This is a genomic window from Streptomyces sp. NPDC001270, assembly GCF_042896695.1.
Classification (GTDB): Bacteria; Actinomycetota; Actinomycetes; order Streptomycetales; family Streptomycetaceae; genus Streptomyces.
In genome coordinates this window covers 1-19,640 of sequence record NZ_JBIAXM010000066.1, presented here as the reverse complement: position 1 = coordinate 19,640, position 19,640 = coordinate 1, and the positions used below count along the sequence as shown (strand labels likewise).

Annotated in this window: 23 protein-coding genes and 1 pseudogene; 15 read left to right on the top strand and 9 right to left on the bottom strand. The window is 68.0% G+C overall.

The genetic code is table 11. From position 1 onward, the window contains the following. A partial coding sequence (locus tag ACFY2B_RS44795) for a glyceraldehyde 3-phosphate dehydrogenase NAD-binding domain-containing protein (protein ID WP_390768824.1) occupies positions 1 to 188 on the bottom strand: 188 nt, incomplete at its 3' end. Further along, the gene (locus ACFY2B_RS44790; protein ID WP_390768820.1) at positions 101 to 763 is read right to left on the bottom strand and encodes an AraC family transcriptional regulator; all 663 of its coding nucleotides are present in this window, start codon (positions 761 to 763) and stop codon (positions 101 to 103) included. The genes ACFY2B_RS44795 and ACFY2B_RS44790, both read right to left, overlap by 88 nt. Before the next feature lie 245 nt (positions 764 to 1,008). On the opposite strand from ACFY2B_RS44790, the gene ACFY2B_RS44785 reads away from it, so the two are divergent. From ACFY2B_RS44785 to ACFY2B_RS44775, 3 genes are all read left to right on the top strand, one after another. Continuing rightward, positions 1,009 to 1,356 carry a hypothetical protein gene (locus tag ACFY2B_RS44785; RefSeq protein ID WP_390768819.1) on the top strand — a complete coding sequence of 116 codons (348 nt, stop codon included), beginning with the start codon at positions 1,009 to 1,011 and terminating at the stop codon, positions 1,354 to 1,356. After that, on the top strand, positions 1,353 to 2,075 hold the full coding sequence (locus ACFY2B_RS44780; protein WP_390768818.1) for a DJ-1/PfpI family protein: 723 nt from the start codon (positions 1,353 to 1,355) through the stop codon (positions 2,073 to 2,075). The genes ACFY2B_RS44785 and ACFY2B_RS44780 overlap by 4 nt, the downstream gene beginning before the upstream one ends. Before the next feature lie 724 nt (positions 2,076 to 2,799). Then, positions 2,800 to 3,801: a hypothetical protein gene (locus ACFY2B_RS44775; RefSeq protein WP_390768817.1), complete on the top strand. Its 1,002-nt coding sequence runs from the start codon at positions 2,800 to 2,802 to the stop codon at positions 3,799 to 3,801. A gap of 179 nt (positions 3,802 to 3,980) precedes the next feature. On the opposite strand, the gene ACFY2B_RS44770 is transcribed toward ACFY2B_RS44775, so the two are convergent. Further along, positions 3,981 to 4,460: a Type 1 glutamine amidotransferase-like domain-containing protein gene (locus tag ACFY2B_RS44770; RefSeq protein ID WP_390768816.1), complete on the bottom strand. Its 480-nt coding sequence runs from the start codon at positions 4,458 to 4,460 to the stop codon at positions 3,981 to 3,983. 369 nt (positions 4,461 to 4,829) lie between these two features. Here ACFY2B_RS44770 and ACFY2B_RS44765 point away from each other — a divergent pair, with 369 nt between their 5' ends. Together ACFY2B_RS44765 and ACFY2B_RS44760 are read left to right on the top strand one after the other, a co-directional pair. Next, positions 4,830 to 5,393, top strand: a complete 564-nt coding sequence (locus tag ACFY2B_RS44765) for a carboxymuconolactone decarboxylase family protein (protein ID WP_390768815.1) — start codon at positions 4,830 to 4,832, stop codon at positions 5,391 to 5,393. Between the two features lie 163 nt (positions 5,394 to 5,556). Beyond that, complete coding sequence (locus ACFY2B_RS44760) at positions 5,557 to 5,865, top strand: alpha/beta hydrolase (protein WP_390768823.1); 309 nt, start codon at positions 5,557 to 5,559, stop codon at positions 5,863 to 5,865. 213 nt (positions 5,866 to 6,078) lie between these two features. Here the strand turns inward: ACFY2B_RS44760 and ACFY2B_RS44755 are convergent, their stop codons facing one another. Together ACFY2B_RS44755 and ACFY2B_RS44750 are read right to left on the bottom strand one after the other, a co-directional pair. Further along, positions 6,079 to 6,369, bottom strand: a complete 291-nt coding sequence (locus ACFY2B_RS44755; protein WP_390768814.1) for a hypothetical protein — start codon at positions 6,367 to 6,369, stop codon at positions 6,079 to 6,081. Between the two features lie 35 nt (positions 6,370 to 6,404). Beyond that, positions 6,405 to 6,734, bottom strand: coding sequence for a thiamine pyrophosphate-binding protein (locus ACFY2B_RS44750; RefSeq protein ID WP_390768813.1), 330 nt, complete (start codon positions 6,732 to 6,734; stop codon positions 6,405 to 6,407). 315 nt (positions 6,735 to 7,049) lie between these two features. On the opposite strand from ACFY2B_RS44750, the gene ACFY2B_RS44745 reads away from it, so the two are divergent. The 8 genes from ACFY2B_RS44745 to ACFY2B_RS44710 all read left to right on the top strand — a co-directional run bounded on the left by ACFY2B_RS44745 (position 7,050) and on the right by ACFY2B_RS44710 (position 14,498). Next, positions 7,050 to 7,781: a FadR/GntR family transcriptional regulator gene (locus ACFY2B_RS44745; RefSeq protein WP_390768812.1), complete on the top strand. Its 732-nt coding sequence runs from the start codon at positions 7,050 to 7,052 to the stop codon at positions 7,779 to 7,781. Between the two features lie 85 nt (positions 7,782 to 7,866). Continuing rightward, complete coding sequence (locus tag ACFY2B_RS44740; RefSeq protein WP_390768811.1) at positions 7,867 to 8,394, top strand: IclR family transcriptional regulator; 528 nt, start codon at positions 7,867 to 7,869, stop codon at positions 8,392 to 8,394. Continuing rightward, entirely contained in the window at positions 8,292 to 9,149 is an 858-nt protein-coding gene (locus ACFY2B_RS44735; protein WP_390768822.1) for an IclR family transcriptional regulator C-terminal domain-containing protein, read from the top strand. Before ACFY2B_RS44740 ends, ACFY2B_RS44735 begins: the two co-directional genes overlap by 103 nt. Then, positions 9,038 to 9,802 carry a cytochrome P450 gene (locus ACFY2B_RS44730; RefSeq protein WP_390768821.1) on the top strand — a complete coding sequence of 255 codons (765 nt, stop codon included), beginning with the start codon at positions 9,038 to 9,040 and terminating at the stop codon, positions 9,800 to 9,802. The genes ACFY2B_RS44735 and ACFY2B_RS44730 overlap by 112 nt, the downstream gene beginning before the upstream one ends. Before the next feature lie 74 nt (positions 9,803 to 9,876). After that, positions 9,877 to 10,959 carry an S-(hydroxymethyl)mycothiol dehydrogenase gene (locus ACFY2B_RS44725; protein WP_390768810.1) on the top strand — a complete coding sequence of 361 codons (1,083 nt, stop codon included), beginning with the start codon at positions 9,877 to 9,879 and terminating at the stop codon, positions 10,957 to 10,959. Continuing rightward, the gene (locus tag ACFY2B_RS44720) at positions 10,959 to 11,609 is read left to right on the top strand and encodes an aldehyde dehydrogenase family protein (protein WP_390768809.1); all 651 of its coding nucleotides are present in this window, start codon (positions 10,959 to 10,961) and stop codon (positions 11,607 to 11,609) included. Before ACFY2B_RS44725 ends, ACFY2B_RS44720 begins: the two co-directional genes overlap by 1 nt. A 447-nt stretch (positions 11,610 to 12,056) precedes the next feature. Continuing rightward, the gene (locus tag ACFY2B_RS44715) at positions 12,057 to 13,559 is read left to right on the top strand and encodes a carboxylesterase/lipase family protein (RefSeq protein WP_390768808.1); all 1,503 of its coding nucleotides are present in this window, start codon (positions 12,057 to 12,059) and stop codon (positions 13,557 to 13,559) included. A gap of 111 nt (positions 13,560 to 13,670) precedes the next feature. Continuing rightward, complete coding sequence (locus ACFY2B_RS44710; protein ID WP_390768807.1) at positions 13,671 to 14,498, top strand: hypothetical protein; 828 nt, start codon at positions 13,671 to 13,673, stop codon at positions 14,496 to 14,498. A 289-nt stretch (positions 14,499 to 14,787) separates the two neighbouring features. On the opposite strand, the gene ACFY2B_RS44705 is transcribed toward ACFY2B_RS44710, so the two are convergent. The 4 genes from ACFY2B_RS44705 to ACFY2B_RS44690 all read right to left on the bottom strand — a co-directional run bounded on the left by ACFY2B_RS44705 (position 14,788) and on the right by ACFY2B_RS44690 (position 17,857). After that, positions 14,788 to 15,216, bottom strand: a complete 429-nt coding sequence (locus tag ACFY2B_RS44705) for a heme-binding protein (RefSeq protein ID WP_390768806.1) — start codon at positions 15,214 to 15,216, stop codon at positions 14,788 to 14,790. 12 nt (positions 15,217 to 15,228) lie between these two features. Continuing rightward, entirely contained in the window at positions 15,229 to 16,161 is a 933-nt protein-coding gene (locus ACFY2B_RS44700; RefSeq protein ID WP_390768805.1) for a hypothetical protein, read from the bottom strand. Between the two features lie 282 nt (positions 16,162 to 16,443). Beyond that, positions 16,444 to 17,028: a hypothetical protein gene (locus tag ACFY2B_RS44695; RefSeq protein WP_390768804.1), complete on the bottom strand. Its 585-nt coding sequence runs from the start codon at positions 17,026 to 17,028 to the stop codon at positions 16,444 to 16,446. A 37-nt stretch (positions 17,029 to 17,065) separates the two neighbouring features. Continuing rightward, positions 17,066 to 17,857, bottom strand: coding sequence for a methylenetetrahydrofolate reductase (locus ACFY2B_RS44690; RefSeq protein WP_390768803.1), 792 nt, complete (start codon positions 17,855 to 17,857; stop codon positions 17,066 to 17,068). Between ACFY2B_RS44690 and ACFY2B_RS44685 the strand changes: the two are divergent. Together ACFY2B_RS44685 and ACFY2B_RS44680 are read left to right on the top strand one after the other, a co-directional pair. Continuing rightward, positions 17,844 to 18,008, top strand: a pseudogene (locus ACFY2B_RS44685) (ATP-binding protein); the annotation flags it as partial. The gene ACFY2B_RS44690 and the pseudogene ACFY2B_RS44685 sit on opposite strands and share 14 nt — an antisense overlap. Before the next feature lie 70 nt (positions 18,009 to 18,078). Beyond that, positions 18,079 to 19,266 carry a DHA2 family efflux MFS transporter permease subunit gene (locus ACFY2B_RS44680; RefSeq protein WP_390768802.1) on the top strand — a complete coding sequence of 396 codons (1,188 nt, stop codon included), beginning with the start codon at positions 18,079 to 18,081 and terminating at the stop codon, positions 19,264 to 19,266. Positions 19,267 to 19,640: the final 374 nt, after the last annotated feature.

Sequence of the window (19,640 nt, the reverse complement as noted above, 5' to 3'; positions counted from 1 at the left end):
AGGTCGTTGACGGCGACGATCTCAAGCTTGCTGTCGCGTTCCAGCAGAGCGCGCAGCACATTGCGTCCGATGCGGCCGAATCCGTTGACGGCGATGCGAGTCATGTGTGGTGTCCCTTCGGTTCGTCTCCAGCCTCGCGTGCGGGATCCGGTCCTGGCCGTGGCGTGAGCGCCAGGGTTCGAAAGGATCGCGCCAGGCCGGGCGGCGACCGGGCGATCTGGTTGGCCACCATGGCGCCCAGGTCGCGGCGGACGATGTGCAGGCACAGGTCGATGCCGCAGCACACCCCGGCCGAGGTGAGGATGTTGCCCTCGTCGACGTAGAGCACGTCACGGTCCACGTGCACGGCGGGGTATTGGCGTTCGAGTCCGTCTGTGCGCCGCCAGTGTGTGGTGGCGTGCAGCCCGTCGAGCAGGCCGGCCGCGGCCAGCGCGAATGCACCGATACAGATGGACACCACGCGCCGGCCCCGGTCGCGGGCTGTGGCCAGCACGTCGAGCACCGCCGGCGGCAACAGTCCTGGCTGCGGCGCGAATCCCGGACCGAACCCCGGCACGATCAGCGTGTCGGCCGCGCGCAGGACGTCTGGTCCGCCGGTGACGGTCAGCGTGAAGCCGCCGGCGGCGGAGGCGGAACTGACCGGTCCGCATACGGAGACCTGGCAAGGAGTCTCCGTGCGTGGGCCGAAGATCTGCACAGGGATGGCCAGATCGAGCGGGGCCATCCCGTCCAGCGCCAGCACGGACACCCGATGGACGGTCATGGCGGCATCCTAACGAAAGCAGTCATTTCTGCCACTCGTGGAGTCCGGACGATATCGCGAGGCTTGAGGGCATGACCGGATCAGTTCCACAACCGGCGTCCGTGTTGGCATCCGATGCTCAGCCGCGGTGTGCATGGCGCCGCCCATCGACGTGACGGCGAATCCCGTGCGCTCCTCCATCGAAAGCCTGCCGCGACACGGCCAGGCCCGCCGTCCCCACGCGGCGCCCCGGCATCGGCAGCCTGGTGCTGCTGGCCTCGATCGTCATATCCCTCCTGGCCGCCTCCAGCGCGCCGACCCCGCTGTACGCGAGACACGCGGCCGCGTGGCACTTCTCACCGATCATCACAACCGGCGTCTTCGGCGTCTACGCGATCGCCGTGCTGCTGTCCCTGCTCGTCTTCGGACGCGTGTCCGACCACATCGGCCGACGGCCGGTGCTCGCAACGCCACACCAGGACTCGTACGTGCGCCCATTCCGCCTCTCCCGGCGCCCGCCCCCGCCGCTTGGCGCACTTCAACGCGTCACGTCCAGCCCGAGCCGGATCGTCGACAGGGCGGGCCCGGCACAGCTACCAGGAGCATCCCCATGACCGAATCCTCGGCCCCCCAGCACGAAGCCCCGGTCAAGACGATCGCCTTCGTCCAGTACCCGGGCCTCAGCCCGCTCGACATCGTCGGCCCGTTGCAGGTCTTCGGCGTGCTGTCCCTTCTCGTCCCCGGTTACGACACGGTCGTGGTCGGCGAGCGGATCGAACCGATGGTCACGGACACCCCGCTGTCCCTGGTTCCCAGCCACACCTTCGAGACCATGCCCGATCCGTACGCGCTCATCGTGCCCGGTGGTACGGTCCCCACCGTCGCCGCGATGGCCGACGAGAAGCTGCTGGACAAGCTGCGTATCGCAGCCGCACGGTCCGAGATCGTCGGCTCGGTGTGCACCGGCTCGCTGCTGCTCAGCGCCGCCGGTCTCCTGGAAGGGCGACGGGCCAACACGCACTGGTTGTACCGCAGCCTGCTCGCCAAGTTCGGGGCGATCCCGGTGGCCGAGCGCTGGGTCCGGGACGGGAACGTCATCACCGCCGCCGGGGTGTCGGCCGGCATCGACATGGCACTCCACCTGGTCGGCGAGCTCGTGGGCCAGGACATCGCGCGCAAGGTCCAGTTGTTCGTCGAGTACGACCCCAAGCCCCCGTTCGGCCCGATCGACTGGGAGGCCGCCGACCCCGACCAGTACGCCCCCCTTCTCCAGAAGCGTCTTCACGACGCCCTCGCCGACCATCCCGCACTCCTGGGACACCTGACCGACTGAGCACCGGGGTTCGTCCGACGCGCCGCTCAAATGGAGCCCTCACCTCGCCCGACCGGCACACGTCCGACCGGGACTTCCCGTGCGGCCGCACATCCCGGCCGGCAGCTAACCGGCCGGGATGTGCGGCGAGAAGGTCTGCGTCGTCCTGTGCGGAGCCAACACCGACCCCACCGATCTGGCCAACCAGGGTTCGGGGCGGTCCATAACGTGGTCGCAGCGCTCGGCACAGCGACGGGCGAAGTCCAGTCGACGCTTGCCCGGCCAGCGTGCGATACGGCGGGCAAGGGCCTGGTGCCTGCCGTGCTCCGCTCCGGGCAGGTCGTCGCGCCCTGCCGCCCTTGCGGCCATCAGTGTGCCGAGCTGACGTTCCAGGCGGTCCGGTCAGCGCCACAGCTGACCGTGTTCGTGTTCGTGAGGGTGTAACTTGTCACGATATTTACTTCTGGCTGAAAATTGACTGTGCGGATTTGGTCATCCTTGACATGTTCGCAGGAGTTTGAACCATTCGAGCTTCGGATCCGTTGTATCTCCTCAAGGTGAAGGACATATTTTTCACGAGAGGACACCGGACATGCCGACACCATCGAGTTCGCAGGAACAGTCCAATGTGCCTGTCCACCGCGTCAGCTGGGGGCCGGGAGGACCGAATTCGGATGACGCATCATGCTCCTATGAACAAGTGGGAACCATCCCTGTGCCAGGTCGCCTTTCCCGGCGGGGCACCGTGGTCTTTCAGGACGACCAAAACCGTCAGTTCGCCTTCACTCCCGAAGATAAAAATTCTGACGGGGCAATTGTTTCCATCAGTGACGGGAACGGTGGCTGGGTAAGCCTCGACAGTATGAAGGCGGACCTGAAAAGGTTTGGCGAGTTCATCCAGCAAAATCGTTCACCGATCACGACCGGCATCAAGGTCTTGGGCTTCGGCCTGGTGGCGGCGGGAGCCGTGGTGAAGGATAATGGCGCGCCGGTCACCGGCGAATCATTGCAGGACGCCGGGAACTATGTGAACAACGCAACAGCGGCGTCCGACATTGCTCATTACCTCCACTCAGCCATCAAGACCATCAGGGAAAACGGTCTCACCTGGGGTGTGGCCAAGGACCTGGCTAAGGTTGTGTTTCAGACCAGCAGTCTGGGTGTGGGATTCGCCAGCATCGCCCTGAAGGACGACACGATAACTCAAGCAGCCACTCCCATCACTGCTGCTGCAGCAGCAGTTGCGACTGGCCCAACTGCGCAGGAGGAGATGAAGAAGACCAAGCGTGAAATCATGGGAAAACACCCCGACGCATTTCTCGAAGGGGGTAGGCTCCGAGAGGCCCCGTCCATGACCTTGGGCCATCTCACCGACAGCGACTCCCTTTCCTACTTTCCTCCGTCCGGGGGTATGAGCCGTGCTGGCACCGGAATGACCGAAGGCACCAGTCGCAGCACCGGTTCCGAGCTCCTTCCGGGGCAGCTCGCGAGGCGTACTACCTACAGCCGTCTTGAACCCACCCCGGAAGTACCCGAAACCCAGAATCACACTTCCACCCCCATCAATCCAATTTCCCCCGCTTACAATCCCGGGCATCCCGATTCCCTTGCCGGTATTTCTGCGCTGAGTAGGGACAAGAGCAAGACGTTCGCACATTCCGATAACGCCAGCACGATGAGCCGGCCTGGTGCCCACCGGAACAATTCGGCGGCGAACGCCAGTCGCACTAAATCCCCAGGACGATAGGGTTACTGAATTTAAAAGTGTGGTGCCGTAGGGGATCATGAGTATCAACCCCTACGACACCACCCATTAAAATTCAGTAGTTCTCAAGTTCACGGTCACCAACTCCACCAGGACCGGCCCGGATTCCAGGTCGGAAGACCACTCTCCCAGGGTACCGAGCTGTTCAATAGGCGAAGGTACTAAAACAACTTCCAGTGGCCTTCGGAGACCACTTCGACGGCGCCGTCGGCCACCTTGATGGCGGTCTGTTCGTCAATCGCATACGCCGGGCCTGCGATCTGGGCCGCCCATCGTTCTGCCTCGGCCATGGTGTTGTCCGGGCAAGCCGGATGATCCAGGTGCGGGAAGATCGAGAAATCGACCACGCCCAGCGTGCTGTCGCCGCCGGTGGGCGGCTTCCAACCCACGAAGTCCTCCCCGATCCGAGGTGTCATCACCACACTGCCGGCGCTGAGTCCCACGTAGACCGTGTCGGGCAGGGACGGCATGAGTTCAGCCAGCCCGGATTCCCGCATCCAGTGGCCCAGGTACAGCGCATCACCGCCATTGACCAGCAGGACGTCGGCCTCCCGGACCCAGGAGATCCAGCGCGCTTTGTCGATGCTGGGCAGCGCCGTGAGTTCCAAAACGCCCACCGACTTCCACCCCAGCTCGGTCATGGGGCTGGGGGATCGACCGCTGATGAACCGCCATGGCCCGCCCGGATCGGCCGTCGGGGGCCCCGTATCCCGCGGTGGGGATGCAGAGGGCGCTGGACTCGGCGATCGGCTTGCCCAGGAGATCGACCAGCGCATCCTGGATGCTCGCGTTCTTGATACCGGAGTCGGTGAGGAGAAGCTTCATCATGTCCTTCCCGAGGAATGTCATTGACGTGGTCAGAACCGGTAATTGGGCTGGCTGAACGGGCCGCCCCTGGCGTGACCGTACGCCGTGCCGGTGTGCTGATCGACGAACACGGAGGCTGGAGTTCACGTGAGACCGCGTACGCCCAGCCGTCCGGCGGACGGGTGTGACGCTCCGTCAAGTTTATGTTGTCGCTGTCGGAGCTGGCGGGGCCACCAGGCCGATCGTCACCAGGGTGCAGCGGCGGTGACCGTCGATGTCTTCTCGGCCGCGAGCATGACGACCTCGCACTTTCAGGTGCCGTACATGGCGAGCAAACGGGCCGTTCTCGCGCTGACGTGGCCGACGGTGTGTCCGAGGGTGTCTTCGCCCCGGGTCTCGCGGCGTTGGCGATGACGCATGCGTGTGGCTGTCTGCGAGGGAGGGAGGGGCTGGACCGGCATTCGCGGAGCCTGGTGACGCTGGGTCTGCTGATCGCGTTGCGTGCGGACGAGGAACCGAAGATCAACTTTTTGATGGCGCTGCGGAACAGGCGCACCCGGGCAGAGCTGGAGGAAGTGATCTATCACGCGACCGGGTACGCCGGTTTCCCCGCGGCCGTGCACGCCGTCCGGGTCGGCACGGAGGTACTGGACGCGGACAGGACGACCGGCTCGACCACTCCGGCTGGTTCGCCCGGCCCTGACGCATCGCACACCGCAAGCACCGCGCCGCAGCCCCTCAACGCACGCAACCGCGCCACCCCGTGAGAGTGAAGGACCACCATAAGTCTGCCCTGGACGCCCAGCTCCTGGAGGCCGCGCGGGCCGCGATGGCCGGTTCCGCCCCACCCGTCCCCAGCCGGCATCGCGCGGTGACTGGGAGGCGAGACGCGCCAACTCCGAGAAGGCGTGGGCCGCCCGTGGCGGCACGCTGCCACGATACGCTGAGGTCGCCCGTACCGACCACGAGTTCGTCTCCTACGACGGAGCCCGGGTCCTCGCCCGCTGGTACACCCCGCCCGGCACGGGCGTCGGGCGGCCGGGACCGGCTGCCGTATATGTCGATGGGGGCGGCATGATCACCGGTTCGGTGGACCTGCACGACCCGGCGATCGCCGCCTGCGCGGCCTACAGCGGCGTACCTCTGCCGGCCGTCTGCTACCGCCTGGCCCCCGAACACCGCCCCGACCCCGGTGCAGGACACGGGAGGAGTCCCTGGACTACGCCCGCCGCCTGCTGACCGTCGGGTCGTCCGTGGAGCTGCACATACGCCCGGGCTGCCCGCACGGCTTCGATCACATCAGCCCGGACGCCGATGTCGTACGACGCTCTTGGGCAGATCGCCTGCGCGCGCGCACCAGTTTCCGAGCCCGGCCGGCCCGCCGGCGGTGAGCAGGACCGGAGCGGGCCGGTGGGCGGGTCATGCTCGTACTCGGCACGGGCGGCCCTTCGCTCATTCGGCGCGCTGCGGAACCTCCATCAGCCGGGGCTCCGTGGCCTGCATGCCCGCCTTGACGAGCTGGGTCAACTCGTCCAGCGATTCGACGCGTTGGGCGACGGGCTGCCCGTGGATCGAGCGGGCGAGGAGCTGCCGCTGCGTGGCGGCGTCCGCCGGCCGGTCCCAGTCGTCCAGGGGAACGGACAGATAGACCGGGCCCGGCGGCGCGCTCTGCGCGAGCAGTAGCGCCTTCGACGCCAGCAGCGGGGCGTCCTCCGGCCTGAGCGGCTCCCCGGACCACTTCACCAGCGGATCGCACAGCTTCGTGGCGTCGACATTGGTCAGCAGCGCGTTGAGGGATGGTAGCGACGGGACTGCTGGCCAGCGGTGATCAGCAACGGGGTGTGGTCACTGGCGGTGTTGATCAGACAGCCCATGGCGTTGCCGGTACCCGAGGCCGGGTGGAGATTGACGAAACCGACCATGGCGGACGCCTGGGCGTAGCCGTCGGCCATGGCGATGGCCGCGCCCTCCTGGAGGGCCGGGTAGTACGGCAGCTCCTCGGGGAGATGGCGCAGAAACGGCAGCTCGTTGGAGCCCGGGTTGCCGAAGACCACACCCACGCGGTGCTTGAGCAGGACTTCGCAGAACGACTCACCGACCGTTGCCATGGTTCCTCGTCTCTCACCGGGAGTCCGGCGCACAGCGCGTCGCGCATCCGATGACGGGGCGGCGGCTACACGCCCACCACGCCCACAGTTAGTTGAACACTAGGTCACCTATAGATTAGGGGTCAATGTGGGTGACCTCGCTCCGGGGTCCCGGAAGCGCCCCGTCCCGGGGTGGGGGCATCCCCTCGCTACCGTCCCGGAGGGAGGCATTACCTTGACACTAGGTCTCTAGAGGATTAGCTTGCCGGTATGAGCGTGGATGCCGGGGCGAGAAAGTTCGCCCGCGAAAGGGTCTCGGACCTGATCTTTGAGGACTTGCGCGATCGGATTCTGAGCGGCGCTCTCCCACACGGCAGCAGGTTGCCCGCGGAGCGGGACCTGGCCACGGAATACGGCGTCAGCGGACAGACGGTACGCGAGTCGATCCGGGCGCTCACCGCCATGGGGCTGGTGGCCTCCAAGCAGGGGCGCGGCGCCTTCGTGACGGCCCGCAGCGACAGCCTGACCGCACTGTCCCTGTCCTCTGTCATCCAGCTGGACAAGCTGGGCGTGAGCGACGTCCTCGGTGTCCTCGGCGCACTCCTGACCCACGCGACGGCGCTCGGCGTCACCCGCGCCTCGGACGAGGATCTCGCCCAGCTCCGGGAGAGCGCGGAGAACATGCTCGCGCCCAGCCCGGAGAAGTCCGCGGAGAACCTGAGCGTCTTCCTGCGCCGGCTGGCCGCGGTCGGCCACAACCCGCTGCTGGCCGTGCTGTGCGGGTTCCTCATCGACGTCCAGGTCCGGCTGGCGTACGAGCTGGGTACCAAGCGGGCCGCCGCGTGGAAGAAGGCCGCCGGACCGCTCCAGGACGACCGCATGGCCCTGGTCGCGGCGCTGGAGGCACGCGACGCCGAACGGGCGGTCACATGCCTTGAGGTCTACTCCAACCGGATGCGTGAACTGATCGACGCCTTGTCACAGTCGAAGCAGTTCCGGCTCACCGACACCGACTTCGCTCGGCTCGTCTCACAGCTGTCGGCGGATCAGAAGAAACTGCTCGACTGATCCTCCATCCCCGGTGGTCCCAAAGCGGCCGCCCGGGTGGGCCCGTGTGACGCGGGGCCCACAGGGGCAGTCAGGGGAGTGGCCCATGCAAACACCCCACAGTGAATCGGTGCTCTCCCGCACCGTGCGGATCATCGAGGCGTTCAGCCCCGACGAACCGGCTCTCACCGTGTCCGAGATCGCCCGCCGGTCGGGACTGCATGTGGCGACCGCCTCACGGCTTGTGGGTGAACTGGTGGCGCACGGGCTCCTGGGCCGGGACACCGACCGCAAGGTACGCCTGGGCGTACGGCTGTGGGAGCTGGTGACCCGCGCGTCCCCCACCCTGTCGCTGCGCAATACCTCCTTGCCCTTCATGGAAGGCGTGCACGACGTGGTCGGCCACCATGTCCAGCTCGGCGTTCTCGACGGCGGGGAAGTGCTGTTCCTGGAGCGGCTCTCGGCCCCGGCTCCGTCGTCAACTACACCCGTATCGCCGGACGGCTGCCCCTGCACGTCTCCTCCAGCGGACTGGTCCTGCTCGCGCACAGCTCCCCGGACATCAAGGAGCGGGCACTCGCGGCACCGCTCACCGTCTACACCTCCGGCACGCCGGCCACCCCCGCCCGTCTGAGGTCCCTGTTGGTCGACGTACGGCTCAGGGGATTCGCGTACTGCCCTGGCTTCGGCCACGAGGAGGCGCTCGGCATCGCGGCACCGGTTCGCGCCGGGAAAGGCGAAGTCATCGCCGCGCTCTCCGTGATCGTCCCCAACGAGGCCGGGCCGTCGTCCCCGTCGTACGGACCGCGGCGCACGGACTCTCCCGCACACTCGGCGGCTGACAGCACACCCACGGCGGCGCAGGAATTTCCCTCTCGCTTGGTGAGAAGCACATCGCGGCCCACCCCCACCCCCACGCATCCTTCCTGCATTCCGCAGGTCCGGTGGTCCATCTGGCGCGCTACGACGTCCATGCCCTGGCCCGCCACGCCCAGGTGCACGCCGCGCCGGTCGACTGGCAGAACTTCCGGTCCGGGGCGGGTGTGGGCCTGGCCAACTTCCGCCACGAGAAGCCCTGGCGGCTGCCCAGCCTGCTGCTGGACGCCGACCCGCCCGGACAGGACGCGCCGCGCCGAGTCCTGCGCGAGATACTCGCCCCGCCTGCCCTGCGCCGGCTCAGCACGGTCTGGCACACGGTCGCCGAGGACCTCGTCGACACCGTACTGGCCAAGGGTCCACGTTTCGACGCCTTCACCGCGCTCGCCAAGGCGTTCCCCCTGCGGGTCTTCCCCGACGCGGTCGGCCTCGGCCCCGAAAACCGGGACGATCTGCTGCCCTACGGCAACATCGCCTTCAACGCCTTCGGCCCGCGCAACGACCTGGTACTGACCGACACCGACCGCGCCGCCGGACTCTCCGCCTGGGCGAACGCCCCGTGTGTCCGCGAGTCCCTCGACAAGGACGGCTTCGGCGCCCGGATCCGGGCCGCCGCCGACCGCGGAGACATCACCCCGGAGCAGGCGCCCCTGGTCGTCCGGTCCCTGCTCACCGCCGGTGTCGACACCACCGTGCACGGACTGTCCGCCGCGTTGTACGCCTTCGCCACCCACCCCGATCAGCGGCAGCGGCTGCGCGAGCGGCCGGAGCTGGCCCGGGTCGCCTTCGACGAGGCGGCCCGCTGGCTGTCGCCGGTGCAGACCTTCTTCCGTACGGCCACCGCCAATGTCACCGTCGCGGGGACCCTGATCAAGGAGGGCACCAAGATCCTCATGTTCCTCGGGTCGGCCAACCGGGACCCGGAGCGCTGGCACGACCCGGACCGCTTCGACCTCGGCCCGGACCCCTCGGGGCACGTCGGCTTCGGCATGGGCATTCACCAGTGCGTCGGCCAGCATGTCGCGCGGCTTAAGGCCGAGGCGCTGCTGACGGCACTGGCCCGCCGAGTGGAGCGCATCGAACTGGCCGGGAGACCCGAACGGCACCTCAACAACACCCTGCGCTCCTGGGCCGCCCTCCCGGTCCGCGTGCGCCGGGCCGGCTGAGGGGGCCACCCCTTCTCCCGCTCTCTTTTCTTCCCACTTCTCCTTCCCCGGACCGAACGGAAAGGTGTTTCCCCATGTCCCAGCAGGTACGAAGTGTTGTCGCCCGAGCCAAGGGCGAAGAGGCCGGCATCGAGACCATCGTCGTGCCCGACCCCGGTCGCGGCGAGGCCGTCGTAGGCGTCCAGGCGTGCGGGGTCTGTCACACCGACCTGCACTACAAGCAGGGCGCCATCAGTGACGAATTCCCGTTCCTGCTGGGGCACGAGGCGGCGGGAGTGGTCGAGTCCGTCGGTGAGGATGTCACCGATGTCGCGCTCGGTGACTTCGTGGTGCTCAACTGGCGTGCGGTGTGCGGACGGTGCCGGGCCTGCCTGCGCGGACGGCCCTGGTACTGCTTCGACACCCACAACGCCAAACAGCGAATGACCCTCACCGGCGGCATGGAACTGGCCCCGGCCCTCGGCATCGGTGCGTTCGCCGAGAAGACCCTCGTCGCGGCCGGACAGTGCACCAAGGTCGATCCGGCCGTCTCTCCCGCCGTGGCCGGGCCCCTGGGCTGCGGGGTCATGGCCGGCATCGGCGCCGCCATCAACACCGGGAACGTCGGGCGCGGCGACACCGTCGCCGTCATCGGCTGCGGCGGGGCGGGCGCGGCGGCCGTCCTGGGGTCCGCCCTGGCCGGGGCGGCGCAGATCATCGCCGACGTCGACGACCGCAAGGTGGAGACCGCGACCGACCTGGGCGCGACCACCGCCATCAACTCGCGGGACACCGAACTGGTCCAGGCGGTCCGCGACCTCACCGGCGGCTTCGGCGCCGATGTCGTTATCGACGCGGTGGGTCGCCCCGAGACCTACCGGCAGGCGTTCTACGCCCGGGACCTGGCCGGAACGGTTGTCCTGGCCGGCGTACCGACACCGCAGATGCTGCTCGAACTGCCGCTGCTGGACGTCTTCGGACGCGGCGGATCGCTCAAGTCGTCCTGGTACGGCGACTGTCTGCCCTCCCGCGACTTCCCCATGCTGATCGATCTGCATCGGCAGGGACGGCTGGCGCTGGACGCGTTCGTGACCGAGGCCATCGGGCTCGACGAGGTGGAGAAGGCGTTCACGCGGATGCACTCCGGCGATGTACTGCGGTCCGTGGTGGTGCTGTGATGGCTGCCCGCGTCGAACACCTCGTCACCTCGGGACAGTTCACCTTCGACGGCGGCACCTGGGACATCGACAGCAATGTGTGGCTGGTCGCCGACGGTCACGAGGTCGTCGTCATCGACGCCGCGCACGACGCCGGCGCCATCGCCGCGGCAGCGGGCGACCGCGTCCTCACGGCGATCGTGTGCACCCACGCCCACAACGACCACATCGACGCCGCACCCGCCCTCGCGGCCCGCACCGGCGCCCCCGTTCTGCTGCACGAGGCGGACCTCCCGCTGTGGAAGCAGACCCACCCCGAACGGGAACCCGACGCGGGCCTGGCCGACGTTTCTCGGCGTCATCCCCTAACGGATGACGACGACGCGGTCCGTATCGCCAACGACTCGGCCTACGGCCTGGGCGGCTCGGTCTGGACCGACGACGTCGACCGTGGTCTGGCCGTGGCCAGGCGCATCCGGACCGGCACGATCGGCGTCAACGGCTATCTGCCCGACATCGTCTCGCCGTTCGGCGGTGTCAAGGACAGCGGGATGGGCCGCGAACTTCCCCGAGGCCCTCGCCGCCTATCAGGACCCCCAGTCCGTGTACCTGTGAGCCGTGGGGCCGGGTCCAGCAGGGAACGACAGGCGCCGGGACCGGCACGTGAGTGAGCGGCACCGGACCCGGCGTACGAGCGAGGGTGGCCGGGCCGGGTGCGGGACCGAAGGCGCCCGGGGTCCGGCTACTCGTTCCAGAGCTGGATCGGGCGGCGGCGCGGGACTGGAGGATGCGGCAGTGCTCTCGGAACTGCTCACGGCTCCCGGGGTTGCCGCGCCCTGCTGAACACCGTTCCGGTGCTGGCCGGGGCGGTCACTCCCGCGCCGGTGCTGATCACGCTGGCCGTGGCATCTGCGACTGGCAGGCCGCCATGGCAAGTCACCTAGTATGTGAGTGATCTGTTGACCGTTTTACTTGAGGTGACCTAGTCTTCAAGTGTCTGGGTCCAATGGCAGGGTCCAGTGGTCCGGTACACCAGCGGCCAGGGTGCGATGCGCGTCAAGACCGAGCCGCACGAGATCGCGCACCCTCAGTGGGATACGAGCTTCCGGAGAATCATCATGAGTCGAGTCCGCGTGGAGCAGGGCATTCTCGAAGGCAATGAGAGGCGCGGAGTACTTCGCTTCCGGGGTGTGCCGTATGCCGCCCCGCCCGTGGGAGACCTGCGGTGGGCGTCGCCGCAGCCGCCCGTCCCGTGGCAGGGGGTGCGCGACGCGACCGAGTTCGGACCCGCCGCGATCCAGACCGTCGACTCGGGTCTGGACCTCGGCGCGGAGCCGAGCGAGGACTGTCTCCACCTCAATATCTGGACCACCGGCGTGGACCCGGAGGCCCGGCAGCCGGTCATGGTCTGGATCCACGGCGGCGGCTTCGTCAACTGGTCCGCCTCCATGCGGGACTACCACGGATCCTCCATCGCCCGCCGCGGCGTCACCTATGTGTCGTTCAACTACCGGCTCGGCGCGTTCGGCTTCCTCCAGCACCCGGACGCGGACGGCAACGCCGCCGTCCAGGACTGGATCGCGTCGCTTGAGTGGATCTCCCGCAATATCGCCCAGTTCGGCGGTGATCCGGAGAACGTCACCGTCTTCGGCCAGTCCGCGGGCGCGGACGCGGTCCGCACACTGCTGGCCGCGCCCGACGCGCGGGGCCTGTTCCACCGGGCCGTCCTGCAGAGCGCCGGCGCCGAGGGACTCGTCGCGCGCCGGGGACCGGACCGTCGGGAGCGGTTGCTGGCGGCGAGCGCCCGGTTCTGTGAGCAACTGGGCGGCAGTGATCTGGAGTATCTGCGTACCAAGCCGGTGCACGAGGTGCGGATGGCGTCGCTCCGGTCCGCGAGCCTCATGCCGCCGCCCGGTCAGGTGCACACGCCGGCCAATCTGGTCTGGGCTCCGACCGAGGACGGCGAGGTCGTGGGGGAGGACCTGTCCAGCTGGGACCCCGATGTCCCCGTGCTGTTCGGTCACACCCGTGACGAGGGCCGCTTCTTCATCAGGCCGACCGGTCCCTTCGGCGGTCCGCCGTCCGCGGTCGACCCGTCCGAGGTCTACACGCCGGCCACGCTGGAGACCATGGCGGCGGTCCTCGGTGGCGAGCAGGCCGGTGCCATCCTCGCCCAACTCACCGGCACCCCCTACGAGGCGCTGGCGCGGCTGTACACGGACGCCCTGTGGACGGAGCCAGTTCTCGCCTCGTACCGTCGGTTCACGGCACTGGGCCGCACATCGTATGCCTACCGGTTCGACCGGGTCTCGCCGGGCAGTAGCAAGTCGGGCATGCTCGCCTTCCACTGCTCCGACATCCCCTATGTCTTCGGCCATATCACCGCCGGTCAGGGCTACGACGAGCAGGACGAACGGGTCTCCGACACCATGCTCCACGCCTGGACGGAGTTCGCCCGCACCGGCGTCCCGCGCAGCCCGGACGGCACCCCCTGGCCCGCCGCCGACGCGACCACACCCTTGGTCACGGTCATCGACGCGGAGGCCCGCAGCCGTCCGCCGGAGATCGGCCCCGTCACCGAACTGATCCACACACTGCGCGCCACCGCCAGGACGCACTGACCGTCTCAACTCGGCGTGTTCCAGGCCGCAGCCCCCGCGCGGCCTACGGTTCCCCGTCGACGACGACCAGAGGACGGACCGTCGGCGGAGCACGTTCGAAAGGAGTCACTCATGTCAGCCGCACCACAGCCGCCGACCACTCAGGTTCAGCCGCATGAACTGCCGCAGTCCCTGCGCGAAGCAGGCTTGACCAACTGGGTGCGCGAGCCGCTGGACGATGCCGTGGACCAGCGCCGGCGTCTGATCGTTCCCCCGGCCGCGGCCACCCTGGGCACCCCCGCCCACGAGCACCGCGAAACCCTCTTCGCCGAGGTGCGCCACCCCGACTCGGTGCTCATGATGGGCGACAGCCCGGCGCTGCCCAAGATGCCCGATCAGCCCACGCTCGGCGACTTCTTCCGCGATCGCATCGCCCTCAGCGACCTCGGCTCCCTGCACCTTCTGCAGAGCGCCCGGGTGGCCAGGGAGAACGGTCTGGACGAGAAGGTGATCCTGGCCTGTCTGCTGCATGACATCGCCGTGTCCGGACTGCTCTCCGCCAACCACGGTTACTGGGGAGCCCAGCTGGTGGCGCCTTATGTCGACGAAGAGGTGGCCTGGGCCATCCAGAAGCATGAGGCGCTGCGCTACTTCGCGGACGAATCGGTCGGTTACAACTACCCGGACGCGTACGTCACCTACTTCGGCGCCGACTATCAGCCGCCCGAGCACACCCGCCGGGACGCCGAGGAAGCGCGCAAGCACCGCTGGTACATGACGGCGCGTCTGGTGACCATCAACGACATCTACTCCTTCGACTGCCATGTCAAGGTCGAGTTCGGGGAGTTCGAGGACATCGTGGGGCGTCACTTCCGACAGCCCCGTGAGGGCCTGGGCTTCGACGGCTCCCCGGTGGCCCACATGTGGCGCACCATGATCTGGCCCAACAACTTCCTCTGAGCGAGTGAGTGAGCGGGCTGAGCGGAGCGGGCGGCTGCGTGCCATGCGGCCGCCCGTATCGGCATCGCCGTGGTGGCACGGACTTCGGCCGGGACTCGACCGGAGGGCGTTGCCGCCGTGGCGCACACGTATGTCGGAGACAGCAGGTGTCAGGGGCAGCGGTGTCCTCAGGGGCAGTGGTGTCCGAGGCGGTGATGAAGACATGGCAAGGCGGGGAGGTGAGAGGACACCTCCCCGCTGTCGCAGGATGAAGCCGTGAGCTGTGGTGACGCCGTGTGCTGCGGTGACCTCAGCCTGCGTCGGGAGTGAAGCCGGCCGCGGCGACAGCGGCGACGGCACACTTCTCGTCGTTGTCGGGAAGGTCGCCGCTGATGCCCACGCCACCGATGACCTGGCCCTCCGTGTCACGGATCAGTACGCCGCCGGGGACCGGGGCCACCCGCCCGTGGGAGATGGTGTCGAGCGCCGCGAAGAAGGCGGGGGCCATCTCCGCACGGTTGGCCAGGAGCCGTCCACCATGGCCCAGGGCCACCGCTCCCCATGCCTTGGCCTGGGCGATCTGCGGGCGCAGCATCCCGTTGCTGCCATTGTCCCGCTTGAGGACCTGGACGTGGCCGTTGGAGTCGAGCACGGCCACCGTCAGCGGGTTCACACCTAGGGTGCGCCCTTCTTCCAGTACCAGGTCGGCGATTTTGGAGGCGATGTTGAGTTGCAGCATGGTGTTCTGTCCTCAGAAGCCGGAGTCGACGTGGACGGGCTGGCCGGGGGCCGGGTCGGGGTCGATCTCGTACTCCTCGGAGGCTTCGTCCGGGATCACCACCGGGGGCATGCCGATCAGGATCAGCTCCAGCTCGCAGGAGCCGGAGGCCGTCAGGGTCAACTGGTCGTCCGCGTCGGCCCGCAGGGTGCTCAGGTAGCGGAGGTTCTCGCCTTCGCACTCGCCCTCGCCGGACAGCACGGTCAGGATGCGTTCCGCGCCGGAATCCACCGACGGCCACTGGGCGCCGGGCCGCAGCTTGACCATCTCGATCCAGACCCCCCGCTCGGAGAAGGAGCCCATGAACTTGTGGTCGACGCCCTTGGCGCCGTCGACGGGCAGCCAGTTGAACCGCTTCGGGTCGGCGATGACCGGGTGGTTGTACCGGGGGCGCGGGTACTTCAGTCGCTCGCCGAAGACGTGCTCCCAGACGGTGTTCAGACCCCACTGGCGCTTGCCCTCGGGGCTGACGTAGAGCGGGCCCTCGAACTTGCCTCCTGCCTGGACCAGCTCCTTCATGGCCTGGCGCCGCTGCTCGATGGTCATGAAGCCGTACCCGGAGGATCCGCCGAACTGCAATGCCAGGGCGAGCGGCTCACCGGGCTTCAGGTCGGTGAGCGGCGACTCCTGGGGACCGTAGGACAGACCCTCGGGGAAGTAGCCGATCTGGCCTTCCTTCAGCTCGACCTTCGGGCCGTACGTGGTGTTGGAGCCGACCAGCGGGATACGGATTTGCTCGAAGTTGTGCCGATGACGCGGCATGGACCATTCACCGACCTGCTTGGCCAGCACGTACATGTAATTGTTGGGGGATCCCGGTTCGCCCCGCAGCATGTGCTGGAAGTGCAGAACCCCACTGGGGTGGTCCCTGAACCAGTTGTCGTCGTCAAAGTGCACGATCTGCACGGTGACCTCCACTGATGAATGAAACGTGCGGGTAGTCGGCTCACGCGGAATGTCGGCCCGGTGCGGACCGGCCTGTGCGGAGGGGAGATGGGGCACCTGCCGAGGGGCCGCACCCTGACGATTCAAGGTGAGCTCTCAGCTGCGAGATCATCTCCTATTGACTTCGATACTAGGTCACCTAGAGACATGGTGGCAAGGCACCCGTAACCCCGGAGCCGGACGGGATCCGTCGGGCGGATGCCGAGGCGTGGGCGCAACCGGGCGGATGTACCGCGGCCGCGCTTAGTAGCCCTTGCCGTGACGGACGTCGAGTTCGCGGAAGGTGTCGAAGAACACCCTTGCCTGCTGGCCGTTGCCCACGCCCAGTTCCACGATGTACAGCTCGTCGGGCAGCGCGGCGGAGGCCGCCAGCCGGTCCCATCTCTCGAACAGCTCACTGATCAGTTCCACCGCGGCCGCGCGGTTGCGGGCGTCGCTCTCACCACCGGGCAGCGCCTGCTCGTAGCCGCGCCCGGTCGCCTTCTCCCACCGCTCAAGCGCCGACCAGGACAGGGAGCTGAACTGCCAGATCAGCCCGTCGCCGCCCGGAGTCCAGTCCTTAAGGAACACCCCGTCGGGGTCCGGCGACAGCAGTTCTGCCGTGAGGTCGCCGACCGGGGCACCGGCCGCGCGCCGTACGTCGACGCCGATCTCGAACTCGTCCTCGCCCAGGTCGGCGGGGACCTGAAGCCCCTGCCCCGCAGCGGGTCCGCCGCTCAGGATCGGCCGGACCTCCAGGACATCGCGGAAGCTGTTCCGGTACTGCACCCAGTCACAGACGATCCGCACCCGTGCCGGATCGATCTCGCTCTTACTCCGTGTGCTCACGACTGGCAGTACCGGCGCCTCGAAGCCCGCGGGCTGGTCACCACGCAGGCGGAGGTGGGGACGGAAGTCGACCAGCATGCCGATCTCCGCCTGAAGCCGAGGTCCCGCCGGGAGCCCGGGGAACAAGCCCGGCGCGTTCAAGAATCTCAGGCACGCCGCGCTCGAAACCGAACGCCATGACATGCACCCCCGATACACCGGGAATCTCTCCCGACTGCTGGATCGTCTCCGCGCACAGCCGGATCCCCTCGTCACCGACCCGGTCCTCGGGTACGCCCCGCAGCCGGCGCTCGACCTCCGCGGGCACGCCGGTGCGCAGGAACTCCAGCATCCGCAGCGAGCGGATCGGACCGACCCCCCCCGCCAGCACCGCGCACCGCTCGGTGACCCCCATGTCTCGCAGGGTCGACATCCACTGCGCGAACACGTCGATGTCGAACACGTACTGGGTCTGCACGAACTCCGCTCCCGCCACGACCTTCTTGGCCAGGCGCCGACTGCGGAACGGCAACGGCGGGGAGAACGGCTTCGCCGCCGTCCCGATCATCCACTGCGGGTGTCTTGCCGGAGGCAAGACACCCTCGGCGCGTAACGTTCTGGCCAGCCGGGTCAGCTGCACGCCATCGAGGTCGAACACCGGCTTCGCCTCCGGGCGATCGCCGCCGCGCGGATGATCACCGGTCAGCAGGAGCACATGTGGCACGCCGAGGGCGGCGGCGAGCAGGTCCGACTGCGGCGCCAAACGGTTGCGGTCCCGGCAGGTCAGCTGCATGACCGGGGACGGCCCGGCCTGCTGGGCCAGCAGGGCTCCGCCGAGGGGCTCGATCATCCTGACCTCGAACAAGACCTTCAGCGCATGGGGACAGGTGTTCGGTGACGAAGTCTTCGCCACCGCCATCCTCGACCGGCTCCTGCATCACTGTGACGTGATCTCTGTCAACGGCCCCGGCTATTGGCTCAAGAACCGGCTCAAGGCGGTGTTCATCCCCGCCTCGGGCCGGCTCGGCGACCGGATCGGCGGGCGGCGAGCATTGCTGGGCGCGGGTGGGCGTGTTCACGATCGCCTCGGCGCTGTGCGGCAGCTCCACGAGCTTCGGTGAGCTGGTCGCCTTCCGTGTCCTGCAGGGCATCGGCGGTGCGGTGATGACCCCGGTCGGGCTGGCGATGCTGTTCCGGATCTACCCGCTGGCCGAGCGAGTACGTATCTCCAGTGTCCTGGCGCTGGTCACAGCGCTGGCTCCGGTGCTCGGCCCGATCCTCGGCGGCGTGTTCACGACCTACCTGTCATGGCGGTTGACGTTCTTCGTCAACGTGCCGGTCGGCGCGGCGACGTTCGTCTTCGGAGCCGTGGCGCTCGCCGACCACATCCCCGCCCACCCCGGCCGGTTGGACGTGACCGGCCTGCTGCTGTCCGGGGCGGGGTTGGGTTCGGTCATGTACGGCATCTCCGAGGGGCCCTCGCAGGGCTGGTCGGCTGCTCCCGTGCTGATCACGATCGGCGTCGGCGTGGTACTGCTGACCGCGCTGGTTGCCGTCGAGTTGCGAGCGGCGAACCCGCTGGTCGATCTGCGCCTGCTCCGCAACCGCATGTTCGCCTGCGCGACGGGCCTGTACGGCCTGGGATCGGTCGCCTACCTCGGCGCACTGTTCCTGGCCGCCCTGTTCTTCCAGGACGCACTCGGCCTGTCCGCGGTGCAGTCGGGCCTCACCGTCTTTCCTTCCGCGCTCGGCGTCATGGCCGGGGGGCAGATAGTGACCCGCGTGCTCTACCGGCGTCTCGGCCCCCGCCGGATCGTGGTTGCCGGTCTGCTGATCATCGCGGCCGCACTGGTCTCGATGGCCCGAGCGGACGCCGACGCCGGCCTGTGGCTGGTGCGGTTGATCATGCTTGTCCTCGGAGTCGGCGTCTCCTTCGTGTTCATTGCCAGCCAGGCCGCGTCGATGGCCAGCATCACCAAGGCGCAGACCGGACGGGCGTCCTCCCTTTTTAACGCCGGCAAGCAGCTCGGAGGTGCCATCGGCGTGGCGCTGCTCAGCACCTTCCTTGCCGTCGCCGGCCCGACCCGGGAGATCGCCGGTCACGTCCCTGCCGACCTGAATGGGTACCACGACGCGTTCCTTGCCGCCGCGGCAGCAGCCGTACTCGCCATCGCGGTCGCACTGGCCATCCGCGACGCTGATGCCTTCCTCACCGTGACGCGCCGTCAGAGCCCTCGCACAGCCGTGCAGGCAAAGTAGTGGGCAGCGGTGGCGAACCCCTCAACAGCTTCCGCGGCCCAGGAAACCGTGGGGCAGTCAGAGGGCCCAATTCACCGCGATCTTGTACAGGGCCGTGGCAGTCACCCGCTCGCCGGATCGGTCGCTGATCCGTGAACCCACCGAGCAGGAGCAACAACCCGCCTGTCCCCACAGACCAGTGGCCGTCAGGAACAAGATCAGCAGGCACCCCGGACACCCTGCCGATCAAGATCGACAAGCGCAAGACCACAGCTCAACTCATTCTGAAATGATCAGTTAGGGCGTGCAGATCTTTAACTCGTCTTTTTGATCTTGGTTTGGGTGGGGTCGGAAGCGAGGAACCTTGCGACGTCGGCAGATGTACGGAGGCGGGC